This window comes from Cupriavidus plantarum (genome assembly GCF_905397285.1).
Taxonomy (GTDB): Bacteria; Pseudomonadota; Gammaproteobacteria; order Burkholderiales; family Burkholderiaceae; genus Cupriavidus; species Cupriavidus plantarum.
The window spans coordinates 935,441-954,586 of sequence record NZ_CAJPUX010000002.1 but is presented as its reverse complement, the minus strand read 5'-3'; the positions used below and the strand labels follow the sequence as shown (position 1 = coordinate 954,586).

The 19,146-nt window shown below is 64.8% G+C and carries 20 protein-coding genes; 12 read left to right on the top strand and 8 right to left on the bottom strand.

Annotated features, from left to right (window positions below):
- Position 1 precedes the first annotated feature (1 nt).
- On the bottom strand, positions 2-1,024 hold the full coding sequence (locus tag KHP16_RS13005; RefSeq protein WP_115952991.1) for an AraC family transcriptional regulator: 1,023 nt from the start codon (positions 1,022-1,024) through the stop codon (positions 2-4).
- 166 nt (positions 1,025-1,190) lie between these two features.
- Here KHP16_RS13005 and kce point away from each other — a divergent pair, with 166 nt between their 5' ends.
- The 8 genes from kce (at position 1,191) to KHP16_RS12965 (ending at position 9,810) form a co-directional block, all read left to right on the top strand.
- Positions 1,191-2,153, top strand: a complete 963-nt coding sequence (kce, locus tag KHP16_RS13000) for a 3,5-dioxohexanoate:acetyl-CoA acetone transferase (protein WP_258307957.1) — start codon at positions 1,191-1,193, stop codon at positions 2,151-2,153.
- A gap of 44 nt (positions 2,154-2,197) precedes the next feature.
- Positions 2,198-3,553 carry an MFS transporter gene (locus KHP16_RS12995; RefSeq protein ID WP_244835783.1) on the top strand — a complete coding sequence of 452 codons (1,356 nt, stop codon included), beginning with the start codon at positions 2,198-2,200 and terminating at the stop codon, positions 3,551-3,553.
- Between the two features lie 37 nt (positions 3,554-3,590).
- Positions 3,591-4,331, top strand: coding sequence for a 3-oxoacyl-[acyl-carrier-protein] reductase (gene fabG, locus KHP16_RS12990; RefSeq protein WP_109582915.1), 741 nt, complete (start codon positions 3,591-3,593; stop codon positions 4,329-4,331).
- A gap of 91 nt (positions 4,332-4,422) precedes the next feature.
- Complete coding sequence (locus KHP16_RS12985) at positions 4,423-5,214, top strand: SDR family oxidoreductase (RefSeq protein ID WP_211960330.1); 792 nt, start codon at positions 4,423-4,425, stop codon at positions 5,212-5,214.
- 548 nt (positions 5,215-5,762) lie between these two features.
- Positions 5,763-7,013, top strand: coding sequence for an alpha-hydroxyketone-type quorum-sensing autoinducer synthase (cqsA, locus tag KHP16_RS12980; protein WP_109582917.1), 1,251 nt, complete (start codon positions 5,763-5,765; stop codon positions 7,011-7,013).
- Positions 7,014-7,061: 48 nt separating this feature from the next.
- A complete protein-coding gene (locus tag KHP16_RS12975; protein WP_211960329.1) occupies positions 7,062-8,384 on the top strand; it encodes a sensor histidine kinase in 1,323 nt (440 codons plus the stop codon).
- 31 nt (positions 8,385-8,415) lie between these two features.
- A complete protein-coding gene (locus KHP16_RS12970; RefSeq protein ID WP_109582919.1) occupies positions 8,416-8,718 on the top strand; it encodes an ArsR/SmtB family transcription factor in 303 nt (100 codons plus the stop codon).
- 132 nt (positions 8,719-8,850) lie between these two features.
- Complete coding sequence (locus tag KHP16_RS12965; RefSeq protein ID WP_211960328.1) at positions 8,851-9,810, top strand: zinc-dependent alcohol dehydrogenase family protein; 960 nt, start codon at positions 8,851-8,853, stop codon at positions 9,808-9,810.
- Positions 9,811-9,827: 17 nt separating this feature from the next.
- On the opposite strand, the gene KHP16_RS12960 is transcribed toward KHP16_RS12965, so the two are convergent.
- The 4 genes from KHP16_RS12960 to KHP16_RS12945 form a co-directional block, all read right to left on the bottom strand.
- Entirely contained in the window at positions 9,828-10,115 is a 288-nt protein-coding gene (locus tag KHP16_RS12960; RefSeq protein WP_109582921.1) for a putative quinol monooxygenase, read from the bottom strand.
- A 70-nt stretch (positions 10,116-10,185) separates the two neighbouring features.
- Entirely contained in the window at positions 10,186-10,959 is a 774-nt protein-coding gene (locus KHP16_RS12955) for a glycine betaine ABC transporter substrate-binding protein (RefSeq protein ID WP_211960327.1), read from the bottom strand.
- A gap of 201 nt (positions 10,960-11,160) precedes the next feature.
- Positions 11,161-11,553, bottom strand: coding sequence for a type II toxin-antitoxin system PemK/MazF family toxin (locus KHP16_RS12950; RefSeq protein WP_211960572.1), 393 nt, complete (start codon positions 11,551-11,553; stop codon positions 11,161-11,163).
- Between the two features lie 17 nt (positions 11,554-11,570).
- Positions 11,571-11,825, bottom strand: coding sequence for an AbrB/MazE/SpoVT family DNA-binding domain-containing protein (locus KHP16_RS12945; protein ID WP_109582924.1), 255 nt, complete (start codon positions 11,823-11,825; stop codon positions 11,571-11,573).
- Positions 11,826-11,991: 166 nt separating this feature from the next.
- Between KHP16_RS12945 and KHP16_RS12940 the strand changes: the two genes are divergently transcribed.
- The gene (locus KHP16_RS12940; RefSeq protein ID WP_146208428.1) at positions 11,992-12,252 is read left to right on the top strand and encodes a hypothetical protein; all 261 of its coding nucleotides are present in this window, start codon (positions 11,992-11,994) and stop codon (positions 12,250-12,252) included.
- Between the two features lie 9 nt (positions 12,253-12,261).
- Here KHP16_RS12940 and KHP16_RS12935 read toward each other — a convergent pair whose 3' ends face one another.
- Complete coding sequence (locus KHP16_RS12935; protein ID WP_211960326.1) at positions 12,262-12,837, bottom strand: hypothetical protein; 576 nt, start codon at positions 12,835-12,837, stop codon at positions 12,262-12,264.
- A gap of 448 nt (positions 12,838-13,285) precedes the next feature.
- Between KHP16_RS12935 and KHP16_RS12930 the strand changes: the two genes are divergently transcribed.
- Entirely contained in the window at positions 13,286-14,236 is a 951-nt protein-coding gene (locus KHP16_RS12930) for a Bug family tripartite tricarboxylate transporter substrate binding protein (protein WP_211960325.1), read from the top strand.
- Positions 14,237-14,380: 144 nt separating this feature from the next.
- A complete protein-coding gene (locus tag KHP16_RS12925) occupies positions 14,381-15,937 on the top strand; it encodes a class I adenylate-forming enzyme family protein (RefSeq protein ID WP_415831086.1) in 1,557 nt (518 codons plus the stop codon).
- A 40-nt stretch (positions 15,938-15,977) separates the two neighbouring features.
- Here the strand turns inward: KHP16_RS12925 and KHP16_RS12920 are convergent, their stop codons facing one another.
- Entirely contained in the window at positions 15,978-16,880 is a 903-nt protein-coding gene (locus tag KHP16_RS12920) for a LysR family transcriptional regulator (protein WP_109582925.1), read from the bottom strand.
- Positions 16,881-17,094: 214 nt separating this feature from the next.
- On the opposite strand from KHP16_RS12920, the gene KHP16_RS12915 reads away from it, so the two are divergent.
- Positions 17,095-17,874 carry an enoyl-CoA hydratase/isomerase family protein gene (locus tag KHP16_RS12915; protein ID WP_415831087.1) on the top strand — a complete coding sequence of 260 codons (780 nt, stop codon included), beginning with the start codon at positions 17,095-17,097 and terminating at the stop codon, positions 17,872-17,874.
- Between the two features lie 276 nt (positions 17,875-18,150).
- Here KHP16_RS12915 and KHP16_RS12910 read toward each other — a convergent pair whose 3' ends face one another.
- A complete protein-coding gene (locus KHP16_RS12910; protein WP_211960324.1) occupies positions 18,151-19,143 on the bottom strand; it encodes a tripartite tricarboxylate transporter substrate binding protein in 993 nt (330 codons plus the stop codon).
- Between the last annotated feature and the right edge of the window lie 3 nt (positions 19,144-19,146).

Genomic DNA, 19,146 nt, shown 5'->3' with positions numbered 1-19,146 from the left:
GTCAACCGAGGCGGGCGGCCTCGGTTTCCTTCCATCGCTTGAACGCCCGGCGGAAATTCGCGCCATCGCTGAAGCCGAGCAGCAGCGCGATGTCGTCCGTGCTCATACGTGTGGTCTTCAGATACTCGGTGGCTAGCGAGAACCGCACGTCGTCAAGAATCGCGCCGAACGACGTATCCTCGGCGGCCAGATGCCGCCGCAGCGTGCGGCTCGTCATGCCAAGCGCATCCGCCACGGCATCCATGCCCGGAAACACCCCAGGCTCGCGCATCAGGATCTGATAGACCTCGCCCGATACCCCGCTCGACGTCTTTGCTTCCCCGACAAGCCGGTCGCACGTTTCCTGAATCAGCGCGGCCGAATGCCGGTGCGCGAGCTGCGGCTTCTGTCCAAGGATGGCGCTGTCGTAGATGAGCTCGTACGCAGGCTGCCCGAATTCGCAGGGGCAACCGAGGTACTGCTCGTACAACGCCGCATGCGCGGGCGGCGCGTGAACGAAGCGCGCGAGCACGGGCGGGCAACGCTGGCCGGCAACGTCCTGCAGATGGGTGGCATGCTGCGTGAACTGCTGCTCGATCAGGAACCGCCGCAGTTCGTCCGACGCGATGGCGACCATCGCATCGGGAAACGTCCACACGATGCGGTCCGGATACTCCGTCCATTCGATCGTCACCGTCGGCGTGGCGAGCCTATGGTATTTGACGCCGAGCCGGAAATAATCCCGCAGCGACAGGCAGGACATCAGCGCATACCCATACATCCCGTAGGCCGCCAGATGCAGCCGCCCGCCGACCACGAACGGCGTGGCGGGATCGTGGGATAACGCCAGCGCATTGCGGCACACCGCGATGTACTGCCGCACGGACGTCAGCAACGACGTGTCCGTCAGAGCCTCCGGTGCGAGCCCGGTGCCGCGAAGGCTGTCTTCGGGCGCGATGCCCTGCTCGGCCAGCACTTCCACCAGCGCGGCAATCTTGTACGGCGCATGGATGCGCTCGTTGTGCAGCGGAAATCTCGGCGGCACGGGTGTCTCCTGTTTCAGGCTGGCACCCCGGACAACGCCCCCTCAAATCTGTCCTATTTGGACATGAGCGTGTCCGGAAATGACCTTACGCCGGGCATCCTATCGAACTATCATCCCCTCCACAAGCTCGCCCGAGCCCTATAAGCCAGATACCGAGACACCTGCCGTGACACCCTCCCCCAAGCGTTCCGACTCCCGGAAAGTCATCATTTCCTGCGCCGTCACCGGCTCCGCGCACGTGCCGTCGATGTCGCCGTACCTGCCGCTGACGCCCGCGGACATCGCCTCGCAGGCCATCGAGGCCGCGCAGGCCGGGGCCGCCATCCTCCACCTCCACGCGCGAAACCCCGTCGATGGCCGGCCCACGCCCGACCCGGCCGTTTTCCGCGAGTTCGTGCCCGAGATCGTGCGCGCGACGAATGCGGTCATCAACATCACCACCGGTGGCAGCACGCGCATGACGCTGGACGAGCGCCTCGCTTACCCGCGCGTCGCGCGTCCCGAGATGTGCTCGCTCAACATGGGCTCGATGAACTTCTCGCTGCATCCCATCGCGCCGAAAATCGAGCGCGAGGACGGCTGGCGCTTTGGCTGGGAGAAGGAATACCTCGAAGGCATGGAGGACATGATCTTCCGCAACACCTTCCGGGACATCCGCAACATCCTCACCGAGTTCGCGGATCACGGCACGCGCTTCGAGTTCGAGTGCTACGACGTGGGCCACCTCTACAACCTCGCGCATTTCATGCAGCTGGGGCTCGTCAAGCCGCCGTTCTTCATCCAGACAGTGCTTGGCATTCTCGGCGGCCTCGGTCCCGATCCCGAGAACCTCGTCGTCATGCGCAACACCGCGGACCGCCTGTTCGGCCGCGAGAACTATCACTTCTCGGTGCTCGGCGCCGGGCGGCACCAGATGCCGCTCGTCACGATGGCCGCGATCCTTGGCGGCAATGTGCGAGTGGGACTCGAAGACAGCGTGTACCTGTCCAAGGGTGTCAAGGCGCGCAGCAACGCCGAGCAGGTCGGCAAGATCCGCCGCATCCTCGAAGAGCTGTCGTTCGAGATCGCCACGCCCGACGAAGCACGCGAGATGCTCGGGCTCAAGGGCGCGGCCAACGTGACGTTCTGAACCTCACAACGATAGCCACAACGATAACCATCCGGAGACAAACCATGGTGACCCCTTCGTTCGAATCGGCCAGCGACGCGACGCATGACGAGGCCACGCGCAAGGCCATGCGGTATCTCATCCCGCTGATGTGCGCGATCTATTTCATGTCGTATCTCGACCGCACCAACGTCGCGCTCGCAAAGGTGCAACTGTCGCACGACCTTGGCATCACGGCCGCGATCTATGGGCTGGGCGCGGGTATCTTCTTCATCGGCTATGCGCTGCTCGAAGTGCCCAGCAACCTCATCGCCCATCGCGTGGGGCCGCGCCGCTGGATCGCGCGCATCGCGGTGACGTGGGGCGCGTTGTCCGCGGGCATGATGTTCGTGCAGGGAGAGTGGTCCTTCTACGTGCTGCGCGTGCTGCTGGGCATTGCCGAGTCCGGTCTGTTTCCGGCACTGATGTACATGGTGACGATGTGGTTCGCGCCGAAGGACCGGCCCGTTGCCGTCGGCTGGATCTACACGGCGCCCGCCATCGCGCTCGTCATCGGCAATCCGATCGGCGGCGCGCTGATGCAGATGGATGGCATCGGCGGCCTGCATGGCTGGCAGTGGATGTTCCTGATCGAGGGCCTGCCCACGATCTTCGTCGGCATCCTGCTGTACTACAAGCTGCCGGAGCGGCCATCGGACGCGCGCTGGCTGTCGCGCGACGAGGCGCAGGCGCTGACGGACCGCGCGGTCATCGAGGATCATGCGCGGCTGACCTCGGCGCACTGGATGGCGGCGCTCAAGCGGCCCACCACGGTGCTGATCGGGCTGATCTACTTCCTGAACCAGGTGGCGTTCGTCGGCCTCGTCTTCTTCACGCCGGCGATCATCCAGCAGATGCATGTCACGTCGCCGCTGGTCATTGGCCTGCTATCGGGCAGCGTGGGCATCGGCTTTCTGCTCGGCGTGCTGACGCTGCCGCGTATTCATCGCCGCACGCAGTCCGACTGCAAGTTCCTGTGGGTGCTGACGGCGGGCTCCGCGCTCACGGCGGCGGGCATTCTGCTCACGTCGAACCAGACGCTGCAGATCGTCCTGCTCGCGGGCACGGCGTTCTTCGGCGGCGGTGTGCTGCCTTCCTACTGGACCATTGCGATGAAGCGCCTGCAGGGCATTCATGCCGCGGCCGGGCTCGCGTTCATCAACACGATCGGCCTGCTGGGAGGTTTCGCGGGGCCGTATCTGTTCGGCATGGCCGAGGCCGCCACGGGGCGCAGCGCATCGGGCTTCGCGGTCATCATCGGTGCCGCGGTGCTCGGTCTGCTGATCGTGCCCCTGCTGGCGCGGGCCATCGACAACGAGACGGGTTCCGGTCGCACCCGCGGCGCGGGCGATCTGTCGCGCGATCGGCCCGCGCGAGCGTAATATCTGTTCTCCCCTACAACAACAACCATCCTGTTTCATGAGACTCAGCAGCAAGGTAGCCATCATCACGGGCGCGGGCCAGGGCATCGGCGCCGCAACCGCGCTCAAGTTCGCTCGCGAGGGCGCCGCCGTGGCCGTGTGCGACGTGAATCCGGGGGCCGTGGCCTCGGTCGTCGACGCCTGCCGCGCGGCGGGCGTGGAGGCGCACGGTTACACCGTGGACGTCACGAACCGCGATGCGGTGGACGCCATGGTGGCGGACGTGCTGGCGCGCTGGCGGCGCATCGACGTGCTCGTCAACAACGCGGGCATCACGCGCGATGCGCGGCTGCAGAAGATGACGTCGCAGCAGTTCGACGACGTCATCGACGTGAACCTGCGCGCGGTCTTTCATGTGGCGCAGGCGGTGGTCGATCCAATGATCGATCAACGCGCGGGCGTGATCCTGAACGCGAGCTCGGTGGTGGGCGTGTATGGCAACTATGGCCAGACCAACTACGCGGCCGCCAAGTTCGGCGTCATCGGTTTCACCAAGACCTGGAGCCGCGAACTCGGGCCCAAAGGCATCCGCGTGAACGCGGTGGCCCCGGGCTTCATCGAAACCCCCATTCTCGGCACGATTCCCGAGGACGTCCTCGGCAGAATGCGCGCGGACGTCCCGCTGCGACGCCTCGGCCAGCCGGAGGAGATTGCCAACGTGTATGCGTTCCTCGCGAGCGACGAGGCGAGCTATGTCAACGGCGCGGTCATCGAGGTGTCGGGCGGGATGACGTTGTAACGCGCCGGTGGGAGTGCTCCCTGTGGGTGGGCTCCCTCTGGGTGGACTCCCTGTGGGTGGGCTCTCATTCCTTCAACGACATGACCAACACATGACCATCCTCGACATGCTCAAGCCCCGCGCAGGACTGCGGGTACTGATCTCGGGCGGCGCCTCGGGCATCGGCGCGGCGATCGCCGATGCGTTTCTGGAAGCGGAAGCGTCCGTCTACGTCTGCGATATCGACCCCGAGGCCGTTGCCCGTGCGGCGAGCCGGCATCCGCGCCTCTTCGCGGGCGTCGCCGACGTGGCGGACCCCTCGCAGGTGGACCGCATCATCGACGCCGCCCATGCCGCGCTAGGCGGGCTCGACGTACTCGTGAACAACGCGGGCATCGCGGGGCCGACCGGCGCGGTGGACGCCATCACGCCGGAACAGTGGCAGCAGACCGTCACCACGAACCTGAACAGCCAGCACTCGTTCCTGCGCAAAGCCGTCCCCCTGCTCAAGGCTACCTCCGACACCCCTTCGATCATCGCGATGTCGTCCGTCGCGGGACGCCTCGGCTATGCCTATCGCACGCCGTATGCGGCCACCAAATGGGCCATCGTCGGTCTCGTGAAGTCGCTGGCCATCGAACTCGGTCCCGACGACATCCGCGTCAACGCCATCCTCCCCGGCGTGGTCGAAGGACCTCGCATGGATCGCGTGATCGCCGCGCGCGCGGAGGAGCGCGGCATCGGCTTCGATGACATGAAGCGCGAATACCTGGGCAAGATTTCGCTTCGCCGCATGGTCACCGCCGAGGACGTCGCCGCCATGGCGCTGTTCCTCGCCTCGCCCGCCGGCCGCAACGTCTCCGGCCAGGCCATCAGCATCGACGGCAACGTCGAGTATCTCTGACGCGTCCCCCGCAAGCGTGGCGTCATCCGCCACGCTGCAATACATCACGGCAGGATCCACCCCGGATCCACGCCGCCTGAGCGCGGAAAGCGCCAACATTCGACCGTAACGTCCCTGGGCCATCGACGCCATCGAAGCCTCGGGCCGCGATCGCCCGCACCACGCGCCTCCCATCCCCGACATCGCCGCCATATAGTAGATGTCAGCCATCGTCGCGTCGTAGCCGTTGTTTCACAAGGCCTGCGCGGCCCGCCATCATCGAGCGGCCGTCCGGCGCCGCCCCCTTTGCAGGCATTTCGGCAGCATCACGTGCGAAGCGTTCGGCAGCGCGCATCCACCGCGCGCAATCGCAAGCAGAACGCTGACAATCCTTCGACAATGCGCGCGGGCATTGTTGTGACGTGACAACATTTCACCTGTGCAGATCGCGCGGCGGCCCGCTCCCCACCGACGGGGGGTGCCGCGGATATTGGCAGTAGGCCTCGAACAGCTTTCATGAACGTTGTGTCTGTGTCTTTTATCGCCCAATACCCCCTGGAGAATCCTTCATGCCGTTTGCCGATGTCAAAGAATCGCCGACAATCGCCCGCAGTTGCCAGTCTCCGCCACTGCCCGCGTGGATTGCCGACCGGATGGAGACCCATTTCGTCGATCGAATGGAAAAACTCTGGGGCGGTGACCATTTGCTTCACGGCCGGACACCGGACCCCGATGCGCTGCACCTGAGCAGCAACGACTATCTGTGCCTGCTGGGCGAGCCCGCGCTGGTACAGGCCCAGGCGCGGGCCCTGCTCGATGAACAGCCCGAACTGCTGATGTCGTCCGTGTTCCGGCATGGCGACACGCCCCAGCAGCGGCTTGAACGCAAGCTCGCGGACCTGATGCAGGCCGAGGATGGCCTCATCGCGCAGTCCGGATGGGCGGCGAACGTGGGACTCGTGCAATGCATCGCGGGACCGGGCGTGCCCGTATACATCGACATGAATGCCCACGCGTCCCTGTGGGAGGGCATCAGCGCCGCCGGCGCGCAAGCCGTGCCGATCCGCCATAACGACTTCGCGCACGCGGAACGACAGATCGAGCGCGTCGGCCCCGGCGTCATCATGGTGGACTCCGTCTACAGCACCACGGGCAGCGTGGCGCCGATCGAGGCGTTCGTCCGGGTTGCGGAGTCCACGAAGAGCGTGATCGTCGTGGACGAGTCCCACTCGCTGGGCACGCATGGCCCCGGGGGCGGCGGACTGGTGCCGGCGCTCGGCCTGTCCGAACGCGTCCACTTCCGCACCGCGTCGCTGGCCAAGGCCTTCGCGGGCCGCGCGGGCTTTGTCACCTGCTCGAGCCGGTTCAAGGAGTTCTTCGCGGTGGAAGCGCGGCCCGCGATTTTCAGTTCCGGCCTGCTGCGGCACGAGATCGCGTGGTTCGACGCGGCCACGGATTTCATCGCGCAGGCGGAGGACCGCCGCCAGCAGCTGCATGCCATCACGCGAGACGTCCGGGCCGCGATCTCCGCGCTGGGCTACAACATCAGCGACGGCAGCGAACAGATCATCGGGCTCGAAGCGGGAACGGAGCCGCAGGTGATGGCCTTGCGCAATGCGCTACAACGCCATGGAATCTTCGGCGCGGTGTTCTGCTCGCCCGCCACCCCCAAAAATAGGGCATTGATGCGACTAACGCTGCATGCGAAACTCACGGCCTCCGAAGTGGAGCGGCTTGTCGCGGTGCTGGCGGCGATCCGGGATGAAGTCCGGCTCGATGAATGGTCGTCGACGCGCAGGGCGCGCCGCGGCACATCGTGACCCGCAGCCGGAGCCTCGCCACAATCCCTCAAGGAGTACAAGCTGGCTATGGAAGCAACGCGGAAGCAGGCAGGCGGCGAATCCAATGCGGTGCGGCTTGTAAAAAATACATGGCGCGCTTTGTTCGAGCGGGCATCGCGTTCCACGCTGCTCGACGAGGAAAGCGTCGTACGCCTGCGCCGCATCCAGATGGTCGGCGCGCTGGGCGTCATCGGGCATCCGCTGTACTACGTCATCTGGTCCTACGTTTTTCCGCAGCCCTACGAAAACCTGTGGCTGCGCCTGATCTGCACGGTCCTCTTCGCTCCGCTGCTGTTCGCCTCGGCGCTGTCCCACAAGCGCTGGCTCCCGATGTACGCGCTGTTCGCGATCACCGTAGGGATGCCGTTCGCCTTCATCTTTCTCTATCTGGAAAATCACGGATCGCTGGTGTGGGCAGAGTCCGTCATCATCGCGGTGGTGGTGCTTTACCACTTCAGCTCCGTCTTCGCGACGGTATCGCTGCTGTCCGGCGCGGCCGGCGCCTTCGGGCTTTTCCTGCTGGCTGGCCACTCGCTCGCCGGCATTCCGTGGGAGCCGTTGCTGCTGCAGCTGCCGATCATCGCCTTCGTGATCGCGGTGCTCATCGTCATCAAGCTCGACCGCCAGTTGCTGGTCGAGGAGAAGCGGCGCGGCATGGCCGTGGCCCTCGCGACGGTCGCGCATGAACTGCGCACGCCGCTGACCAGCCTGGCGATGACCGCGGTCGGCCTTCGGGGCCGCCTGCCGATGGCGCTCGACGCGAACTCCGCCTATCGCGACGCGCTGCTGCAGGCCGTGGCGCGACTGCAGACGGACGTCGCGTATGTCAACGGCAGCATCGAACTGCTGGTGGCGAACTCGAAGGACCCCAAGTCCGCCAGGCAAGCCGCCTTCGAACTCGCGGATTCGATCCGCGCCAGCATCGGACGCTTTCCCTTCGAACCCGCATTCGAGGGGATCGTCACCGTCGAGTCGTGCGAGCCGGTGCACGTGATGGGCAACGCGCAGCTATTCGAGCTCGTCATCACCAATCTCACCAAGAACGCGCTGGAGGCGATCAAGCGCGCGGGCAAGGGCCGCATTCACATCCGCTGCGAGGGACGGCCCGATGGCATCTACGTGCTCTTCCGCGACACGGCCACGGGGGTCTCGCCCCAGGTCCTCGCGCGCATGTTCCAGCCCTTCTTCTCCTACCCCGCCCATCGGGGCACGGGCATCGGCCTCGCCTTCTGCAGGGACGTCCTCCAGAGCTGGGGCGCGTCCATCTCCTGCCGCTCGGTGGAACACGAGTTCACGGAGTTCGAGATCCAGTTTCCACGGTTGAAAGCCGGCTCCGGGGCGGCGCATTGACATATCGGGAAAACCCGATATACTCCGCCGCATGGATTTGCTCGATATCTTCAAAGCCCTCTCCAACAAGACGCGTCTCGAGATTTTGCGCGGACTGAAGGATCCCGTTAAGCACTTTCCGCCGCAGGACGAGGGCGATGTGCACGAGGTGGGCGTGTGTGTCAGCAGTATCCAGGAGGGCGTCGGGCTGTCGCAGTCGACGGTGTCGGACTACCTTGCCACGCTTCAGCGCGCCGGTCTTGTGGAGGTTCGGCGGATTGGGCAGTGGACGTACTACAAGCGGAACGAGGCCGCGATCCGCGCGCTGGCCGCGGCCATCGGCAAGGAACTTTAGGTCTTCGCCGCTCGGTCTTCCTTACCCCGCTCGCATCCCGGCGGCCTTGTGCATTTGTCTCTTCTACCCTTATTGCACCCTTCAATATCGATATTTCCCGATATCCCTTTTTACCGAACTGGAGACTAACCCATGCTCGCCCAAATCCTGACCGCCTTCGGCGGCCCCGACGCCTTCTCGCTGCGCGACGTACCCACGCCGATCCCCGGCGCCGGCGAAGTGCTGGTCCGCGTCCATGCGACCTCGATCAACCCGCTCGATTACCAGGTGCGGCGCGGCGACTATGCCGGGTACGTGCCGTTGCCCGCGATTACCGGGCACGATGTGTCGGGCGTCGTGGAGGACGTCGGGCCCGGTGTCACGGCGTTCTCGCCGGGGGACGAGGTCTGGTACACCCCGCAGATCTTCCATGGCTCCGGCAGCTATGCCGAGTATCACGTCGCGGCAGAAGGGATCGTCGGAAAGAAGCCTGCGTCGCTGAGCCACCTCGAGGCGGCGAGTCTCAGTCTCGTGGGTGGGACGGTATGGGAGGCGCTGGTGGGCCGCGCGGCGTTGCGCGTGGGGGAAAGCATCCTCGTGCATGGCGGGGCCGGCGGCGTGGGCCATATCGCCATCCAGCTCGCGAAGGCGATGGGCGCGAAGGTGTTCACCACCGTGCGCGAGGCCAACTTCGGGTTCGCCAGGGCGCTTGGTGCGGATGTCGTCATCGACCGGCAGGAGGACGATGTCGAGGCCATCCTGCGCGAAACCGGAGGCCATGGGGTCGACGTCATCTTCGACACCATCGGCGGCGACACGCTGACCCGGGGCCCGAACGCCCTCGCCCAACTGGGCCGCATCGTCTCGATCGTCGACACGGCACAGCCGCAAAACCTGATTCAGGCCTGGGGCAAGAACGCCAGCTATCACTACGTCTTCACCCGCCAGAACCGCGGCAAGCTCGACGAACTCGCCGCGCTGATCGACCGCGGTCAACTACGGCCGCACGTCGGCGCGGTCTACACCCTCGCCGACATCCCAGCCGCCCACACACGACTGGAAAGCCGCGACAACGGCCTACAGGGCAAGATCGCGATCGCTGTGGCGGCGTGAACGCACATCATGCGATCTCAGGCGACCGGCGTCAGCCGCAGAATCGACAACTGGGCGATGCCCGTGATGGCCTTGGCCAATGCGAGGAATGCCGGCGCTTTGGCGTGGGCTTCGAGGTCGGCCTCGCTGTGCCAGCGTTCGACCATGACGTAGGTGCCCGGCCGCTGCGGGTCGGCGCTCAGGTCGTATTGCTCGCAGCCGGGCTCGCCCCGGACCGCCGCGACGGCGGTGGTGAGGGCATCGCGGACGATGGTTTCAGAGCCGGGTTCTGCGGTGATGGTGGCAACGACGACGATGGATGGCATGATGAACTGTCTGGAGTCTGAGATAGGTTGAGCGGAATGCAGCGGAAACTGCAGCGGGAAATCGTATGGGCTACCGCGCGGCGGCTTCCCGGGCAGCGTCGATCGGGTCGCGGTGTTGTCGCGAAACGAGATAGTCTAACTTGCTGATCGTCGCATTTCCCGGCCGCAGCTTACGCAGCGCCTCGACAGCCGCGGACGGCAACTTGCCCAGCCGGTCCTTGCGGGCGACCAGCGTCGCGTCATCCACGGTTCCCATGATCCCGAGCGGATCCTCGAGCGGACGGATACGGTGCGTCTCGTGGAGGTATTGCGGTTGCCACAGCGGAACGACGACCCACTCGCCCGCAGCGACGGCATGCTCATAGGCGGTCACGCAGTCATCCAACGTGCCGTTCTCGAAATGGTAGCCATGCTGCGCCAGCCCATATCGTTCGAGCGCGACGCGAGAGAATCGGCTGATGCCGGCACCGGGCCCGATGCCCTGCAATCGCTTCGTCATGCGCGCCACAACGGTCGCATGGGCGAGATCCCCGATCGTGCGTACCGACTCGATCGGCACGTAGTCCGGCACGCCCCAGAACGCGAACGGGCGATAGAGCACCGTCAGCTTCTCGACCTCTTGCGCGATCGGGGCAAGATAGATCTCGTGACTGGATGGCAGCCACGCGCTGCAGAGCAAGTCAGCCTCTCCCGCCGCGAACAACTCGAACGCCCGCTCATGCGGCGCCAGCAGTTCCCGCGTCGTGACACCGTGGTCTTCCAGCGTGGCACGCACGAGGCCCGTCGCGGCCCGGTGAAACGACAAATCGATCGTAACGATGGTGATATCGGCCGACATACGCATTGCCCTCTGCTCTGGATTCGATGAGGCAATGGTTTCATGACACAGGGCGGGAGATCACCAGGTGTTGCAGGGGAACAGTTTCACTGTGGGCGTGAAGACGGCAAAGACTCTGCAGGCGATAACCTTGCAAACGTTGACGACCCGCATCGACCGCAAGCCGATCGCTACGCCATGGAAGGCGGGCGGAGGCAGGCGCAGCCCTCAACCAATGAGCGCGTCCACTCGCGCTTTTATCTCGTCGAGCTCATCGTCCGTGGCGTCCTTGCCGCTATAAGCGGCATAGCGAGCTGCCCAATCTATCGTCTCGATTTGATCGGGCAACGCTACACTTGGCTCATCCATCGAGGTAATGGGGACCTGCAACTTTGCGCGCTGCGTTCCCGGAGTCGCCAACTTCGTTGTCATCGGCACGACGATGGCGCGATCCGTTGCACGATTGAATCGTTCGGGGGTCAGCACGACGACCGGCCGCTTTCCTGCCTGCTCGTGTCCTTTCGTGGGATCGAGGTTGACCCACCACACCTCTCCACGAATGGGCGCCTTTCGTGCCGCCCTCGTGAGCGCTGCCTCGACGACATCAGTCTTCCGTTGCATCAAGATGGTTCCTTGATTCAGGTCTCATCCGGAGATCCGAACTCTTTGCCTACGGGCTGCCCCCAATCCACCAAAGGATCCAGCTCCGCACCAGCTTCGAGTTCATCCAGAAGCGCATCGAGCGAGAAAGTCGGTTTCCTTTCGACGATGATGCGTCCGTCCCGGACGTCCAATTGCACGACGGTGTCTTCCGTGAGGTTAACTTGGTCCGCAACCTTGCTTGGGATACGAAGCGCGAGGCTATTTCCCCAACGCTTCACGGTTAGTTCCATTGGTGACTTCCTCAAAGCTGGGCGAGACAGCCCACAGGGTTCAGTTCGCTAACGTCCTCCAGATCTCCTTGTCGCCGTATCAAGAGCGCCTGGGGGTCCATAGGTAGATACAATGTATCTCCCACCGCGACGCGTGTCAACAATGGATATACGTGGAAAGGTGGACATGCACCAGCGTCACCTGACGCAATTGTCGGATAACCATTCAAGCATCACATTGACGGACAGCAACTTTGGCACTGCGGCGGCGGACGCCATTCAAGTTTGGCTTGATGTTTCTTCACATCCTGCAAGAGGCCGTGAGCAGGCAGGACTGATCGAAGAAAAACTCATCAACAAGCTTATTGGAGATTCCGGGCGAAAGACCTTAAAGCGTTCGTCAAACCTTGCGAACTGTTCCGAAATGCTGGACGAGATTTTCGAATAGCAATCCGCGTCAACGTCCCCGCCGCATGGCGCGTCTCACGATCGTCTGCCTTGCATTCGCGACCGCGCGGACTTTTTCGTTGGCGGCTCGGAGTCGGTCGATGACCGCCGCGCGGCGTTGGGCGATTTCTTCGGGGGATTCGAGGGCGTCGTAGGCGGTCTTCCCCGCAGCCAGCACCGTGGGGAGGGTCTGGTCGATCAGGGCGCGCATCGCGTCAGGCAGCGCGTGCCCTTCCCTCGCAAGTCTCGCGCGCTCGAGTTCGAATAGCGCGATGCTGATTTCCGTGACGGCGACATAGTCCCAGCGTTTGGGAACGGCGGCTTCGGAGAACCATACCTCGCCTTCGCCGGGGGCGATCAGTGCCACCACATCAAAGCCGCGGACTTCGAAACGCAGCATCTCCGGTTGCGGATGCGAGAAGGCGCGTTCCAGATAGCGGCGGAAGGCCAGTGCGTCGATGCGGTGCATGGCGTCGGCCTGAGGATCGTCCGGCGAGACAAACTCATGCTCTTCGCCCGGGCGCGTGCCAAGGGAGACTTCCCGATAAGCAATAAGCGGCGCTGGCGGTGGCTTGGCTTCAGGCATCGGCATCCGGGGGGCAGCCCGTCTCCGCTGTGAGATGCGGCCATTATCGCGGGTGGCTGCCGAGGTGTCGTGACCCATTTGTGGAGGGCGTGGCACCCGGGCAACGTCGATGCACCAGAGCCATGTGAAATTGGGCGAAGTTCAATGATTTTGCGCGTCTTTTCGCGCCGCATCGCCGATGAACTGCCTACCCTACGGAGGTGTTCACAGCGGAAGGAATGGCGTGTCACACGCTACATAGAAGGTCAAAGGAGCCCAGCGCCGCTTATCGCTTCCTCGAAGGTGACCTTCCAATAATGAAAATTGCCTGCGCGGCAGGCGTGTCGCACAGTCTCCTCAACAAGAACGGCGAAAGCCGACAACAGGAGGAGACATGCTGCGTTACTACATACCGCGTCACTTGCTGCGTTACTTGCTGCGTTACTTGTTGCGTTACTTGCTGCAACTCATGACAGCCGTCGCCATGCTGGCGTCGCTTCACGGGAAGGCGCTGGCCGACACCTACCCATCCCGCCCGCTCCGCCTGCTGGTCGGCTACGCGCCGGGCGGCCCGGTGGATACCGCCGCGCGGATCTATGCCGACTATCTTGGCCGCGTGCTCAAGCAACCGGTGATCGTCGATAACCGCCCCGGCGCCAGCGGCGCCATCGCGGCCGGGATGACGGCCAATGCGAAGGCGGATGGCTACACGCTTTATTTCGTCGCGAGTCCGACCATGACCATGACGCCTCTCGTGCAGAAGTCGGTCACGTTCAAGCCCGCGCAGGACTTCACGTATGTCGGGCTGATCACCGACTACACGAACGTGCTGCTGATCAACAAGGACTTTCCGGCCCGGAACGTGGAGGAGCTCGTTGCCTATGCCCGCAAGCACCCAGGCGAGGTCAGCTATGGCTCGGCGGGCGTCGGCGCATCGAATCACCTGTCGGCGGAGCTGCTGGCGCAGATGAGCGGCGTGAAGATGCTGCACGTACCCTACAAGGGCAACGCACCGGCGATGGCCGACGTGATGAGCGGCAAGGTCACGTTCATGTTCGACATCACGGGCACGGCCATCGGCCATATCAACGGCGGCAAGGTCCGCGCGCTCGCGGTGACCTCGACAACGCGCAACGCCGCGCTGCCGACCGTGCCGACGCTGGTCGAGTCTGGCCTCCGGCAATACGACATTACCGGCTGGTACGCCCTGATCGGCCCACTGGGCATGCCCGCGGAGATTACCGATCGGCTCGTCAAGGCGCAGCAGGCGGTCGGTCAGGACGCAACCTTCCGCGAGCGGATGTCGGGCGTGGGATACGACCTCAATGTCACGGGACCCGCCGCGCTACAGGATCGCATCCGGAAGGAACTCGCACTCTGGGGGGACGTCGTGAAGACCGCGCACATCGAGGTCGAGTAGTGAAAGGCGAGTCCTCCGGCGCTCTATTCGTGCATCGGTCGCGCTTCGGCACGATAGAAGGTCCTCTTTCCTGAAGACGAATTGCCGCGAGGGTGCGGCGCCCATACACTGCTACGCATCCCTATCTTTACCAAGATGCCGTCCATGCATCGTCCTAGCGAATACCGGATCAGCGACGACCGGATGAGCGACTCCCGGATCAGCGACATCCCCCGTCAGCGCGCCACGTGCGCGCCGGACGATGTGGCCGCCTTCGAAGGCGAGCGCACCGTCACGTTTGCACGTTTATGGGAGGACATCGGTCACGCGCAGCAATTCCTGCGGTCGCGCGGCGTGGGCCGGGGCGACCGCGTCATGATCGTCGCGGAGAATTGCCTCGCCGTTGTCACGACCATCTTTGCGTTATCCGAGCTCGGCGCATGGCCCGTTGTGACCAACCCGCGCCTGACTGCGCGCGAGGTCGAGGAGATTCGCGCGCACTGCACGCCGCGGTTGATGCTGTTCACGCATGCCGCCTCGCCCGACGCATTACGCCACGGCCTGCGCTACCGCGCGCGCGAGATCGAACCCGAGGGCCTCGGCCCAGTGATGGCCGCCGACACGGACACCGCTAGCCAGGCCGAACCCGAGGCGCTCGCCCGCGAGGTCGCCGCGCTGATCTATACGTCGGGTACGACAGGACAGCCCAAAGGGGTGATGGTCACCCATCGCGGGCTGCTGCACTATGCGCGCATCACGGTCGAGAACCGCCGCATGCACCCCGGCGACTGCGCGTATGCGGTCATGCCGATGTCCCATATCTTCGGCCTGGCCACGCTGCTGCTCGCGACGTTTCAGGCCGGCGGCAGTCTCTATCTCGTACCGCGCTTCAACGTCGCCGATGCCTGCGCGGCGCTGCAACGCGGCGCGATCTCGATCCTGCAAGGCGTGCCGGCAATGTTCAGCCGTATGCTCGCGCATTTGCGCAAGCAGGGCATCGAGCGGCTCCATTCGCCACGCCTGCGTTATCTCTATACGGGCGGCGGTCCGCTCGAGCCTACGCTCAAGCGCAATGTGGAGGCGATGTTCGGCCAGCCGCTGCATCATGGCTACGGCATGACCGAGTACGCGGGCTCCCTCGTCATCACGCGCATGGATCGCCCGCGCGACGACTGCGCGGCCGGCGAGGTCGTCGAAGGGGCCGAGCTCCGCGTCGTGGGCGCGCACGGAGAACCGGTGCCCTCCGGGACGCCCGGGGAGCTGTGGGTCAAGGGCCCGGGCGTGATGCGGGGCTACTATCGCGAGCCCACGCAGACGGCCGAGGCGCTGCGGCCCGATGGCTGGCTCAATACCGGCGACATCGGCCGTATCGATCCCGATGGCGCCGTCTTTATCGTGGGACGCACGCGCGATCTGATCATCCGGTCGGGCTTCAACGTCTACCCGATCGAAGTCGAGTCGGTCATCAACTCGCATCCGTCGGTGCGGCTGTCGGCGGTAGTGGGCAATGCGACGGCGGATGGCAACGAGGAAGTGATCGCGTTCGTGGAGTTGCGGGAGGGGGCGACGTTCGACGAGGCCGCCTTGCACGCGCATCTGGCGGAGCGATTGTCCCCGTACAAGCGGCCCGCGCGTATCGTTCGCGTGGCGGCGATCCCGACCACGCCGAGCGGCAAGCTGCACAAGCACCAGCTGCGCGCGATGGTGCGGGAGATGATTTGAAGGGTTTGGCTAAGGCTAAAGCTCAGGCTAAGGCTAAGGCTCACGCCGGCCCGCGCATCCCGTCCTCGACGAGCAGGTCCACGAGTTTGCGCGCGAACACCGGCAGCGCGGCAAGATCGGCCACGCAGATCTGCAGGTTGCGCTCGGCCCAGTCGTCCTGCAACTGCACGATGCTGAGCGCCATGGTCTGCGCATGACGCCGTGCGGTGCTCTCCGGCAGCACACCGATACCGACATTGGCTTCGATCATGCGCCCCGCCGTCTCGAAGTTGCTGACCTGTATGCGCCAATGCAGCGTTCGTTGCAGATCGGATGCCGCGCGCTTCAGAAAATTGTGGATCGCGCTCTCCTCGGGCAAGCCGACGAAGTCGTACTCGAGCGTATCGGCAAATCGCACGCGCTTCTCGCGCGCGAGCGGATGGCTCAATGCCGTCGCCAGGACGAGCCGGTCCACGCGATATGGCATGACCTCTAGCCCCTCGTTTGGCATAACGCCCGCGGCGATGCCGATGTCGACCATCCCCTCCTGCACGGCGCGCACGACGTCGGGGCTCAGCCGCTCCCGGATATCCACGGTAACGTTCGGATGGTTGACAAGGTAGGTACGCAGCACACCCGGCAGGAACTCGCTCATCGCCGTGGTGTTCGCGAAGACGCGGATATGGCCCTTGATCCCCGACGCGAATTCCTGAAGGTCACCGCTCAACTGCTCGATCTGCCGCAGTACGCGCCGCGCATGCGCGAGCAGCGTTTCGCCGGCGGGCGTGACCTTCACGCCCTGGCTGCTGCGACTCAATAGCTTGACGCCGATCTGCTCCTCGAGGTTCTTGATCCGGGTGCTCGCCGCGGGCAACGACAGATGGCAGCGTTCTGCACCGCGGGTCACGCTGCTGGCCTCCGCGATATGCGTGAACAGATTCAGATCCACCAGATCGAAGCGCATGACGGTCGTCTCCTGAATAATCGTCGATTATCTCCCGAAAGCCCGCCCCATCGATGTTCGCAATTACCCGAAATCGCGGTCTCTCGTGCGATCTTCGGCTCGGTGGAATACCTGCCTCTTGAGAGGCAAATTGCCACGGTCGCGCGCTTCGTTCAAGCTGTACGTTCCGAGAATCGCGGGAGAGATGATGGCCGATCAGGACTCGATAATGCCGATGCGCATGAACGTTGACGATGGCGTGGCGACGCTGACCCTCAATCGTCCGCAGCAGAAGAACGCGCTCAATGTGGCGATGCGCGATGCATTACGCGAGGCCGTATACCGCATTCGCGCGGATCGCGCCATCCGTGCGGTGGTATTGCGCGGTGCGGGCACGGACTTCTGTGCCGGCGGCGATATCCGTTCGATGAACGTCACGGCCGCCGACGCGGGCCGGGACCGCCTCGACGATATGCATGGCTGGATCGCGCAGCTGGCCGACCTCGACCGTCCCGTGGTGGCGGCCGTCGATGGGGTTGCCTATGGCGCGGGCTTCAGCCTCGCGCTACTCGCGGACCTGATCGTCGCTTCCCCGCGCGCGCGGTTTTGCATGCCGTTCATGAAGGTGGGCCTCGTGCCGGACTGCGGCGCGCTATACACGCTGCCGCGCGTGGTGGGCATGGCGCGCGCGCGGGAACTCGTGTTCAGCGCGCGCGAGGTCGGCGCGGAAGAGGCGCTGCGGCTCGGCTTCGTACTCGAGATTGCACCGCAGGAGGCCTTGCACGCGCAGGCCGACGCATTGGCCCGCTCGCTCGGCGGCGCATCCCCGACGGCGTTCGGGCTGGCGAAGCGCGCGATGCTGCAGTCGTTCGATAGCGATCTGCGTGCCATGCTGGAACTGGAGTCGCTTGGACAAGGCATCGCGTTCACCACCGACTACCATCGGGAGGCCGTGCGTCGCTTCAAGGAGAAGGCGCCACCGTTGTTCCAGTGGCCCGCGGCGTCTGCGCCCTAACCAGCCGCCGCAACAACTAGCCGCCTTAATCACCAGCCGCCTTAGCGCCCGCCCCTTGGCGCCCGCCCCTTAGCGCCCGCCCCTTAGCGTCCGCCTTAACCGGCGGCGTTAGCCTGCGGCGCTAATCGGCGGGTTGATCGGCGGGTTGATCGGCGGGTTGATCGGCGGCGTTGATCGGCGGCGTTGATCGGCGGCGTTGATCGGCGGCGTTGATCGGCGGCGTTAGCCGGCGGCCGCAACAGTAGCGGCTTTGACCGGCGGCGCTCACCATCGACGCTAACCGGCGGTGATCCCCGCCGTCTTGATCACCTTGCGCCATTTCTCGATCTCGGCGCGCAGCCGCTGGCGCATCTGCTCCTGCGTGCCGGGGTCGGCCTCGGCGCCCGCCTGGAGCAGGCGTTGACGCACGGCCGGGTCATTCACCGCGACGTTGAAGTCCGCATTGATCTTGTCGAGGACCGGCTTCGGCGTGCTGGCCGGCGCGAACAGCGCGGCCCATGAGTAGGCCTCGTAGCCCGGCAAGCCCGACTCCGCGACCGTCGGCACATCCGGCAACATGCCCGAACGCTGTCGGCTGGCCACACCGAGCACTTTGATACGCCCCGACTTGATATGCTGCAGCGCGGTGGGCGCGTCGCTGAACATCAACTGCACCTGTCCACCGAGCAGATCGTTCATCGCGGGGCCGCTGCCCTTGTACGGAATGTGCTGAAGCTTCGTTCCCGCCTCCATGTTGAACAGCTCGCCGGCCAGATGCGTGCCGCCGCCATTGCCAGACGACCCATATGCCAGAGGCTTGTCGCTCTTCTTCGCATAGGCGATCAGTTCGCGGATCGTGTTCGCCGGCACCGAAGGATGCGCGCACACGAACACCGGGAAGAGCGCCGCGAAGCTGATCGGCGCAAAGTCGCGCTCGATGTCGTACGGGAGATTGCTCATCAGCGTCACGTTGACCGCGTGATGGATCGATCCAACGAACAGGCCGTAGCCATCGGGTGCTTCCTTGGCGGCGATCGCCGCGCCGATCGTGCCGCCCGCGCCCGCGCGGTTGTCGATGACGACCGATGTCTTCCAGATCTCGCCGAGACGCTGGCCGATGATGCGCGCCGTGCTGTCCACGGGGCCGCCTGCGGGAAACGGCACGATCATCTTGACGGGCTTGGCCGGCCAGGGGTCGGCGGCCAACGCCGACAGCGGCCTGGCGACGAGGCTCAGCGCACCAGCGGCCAGTAGCCGCCTTCGCATGGGGAACGTATCGAGGGTTTCCATTGC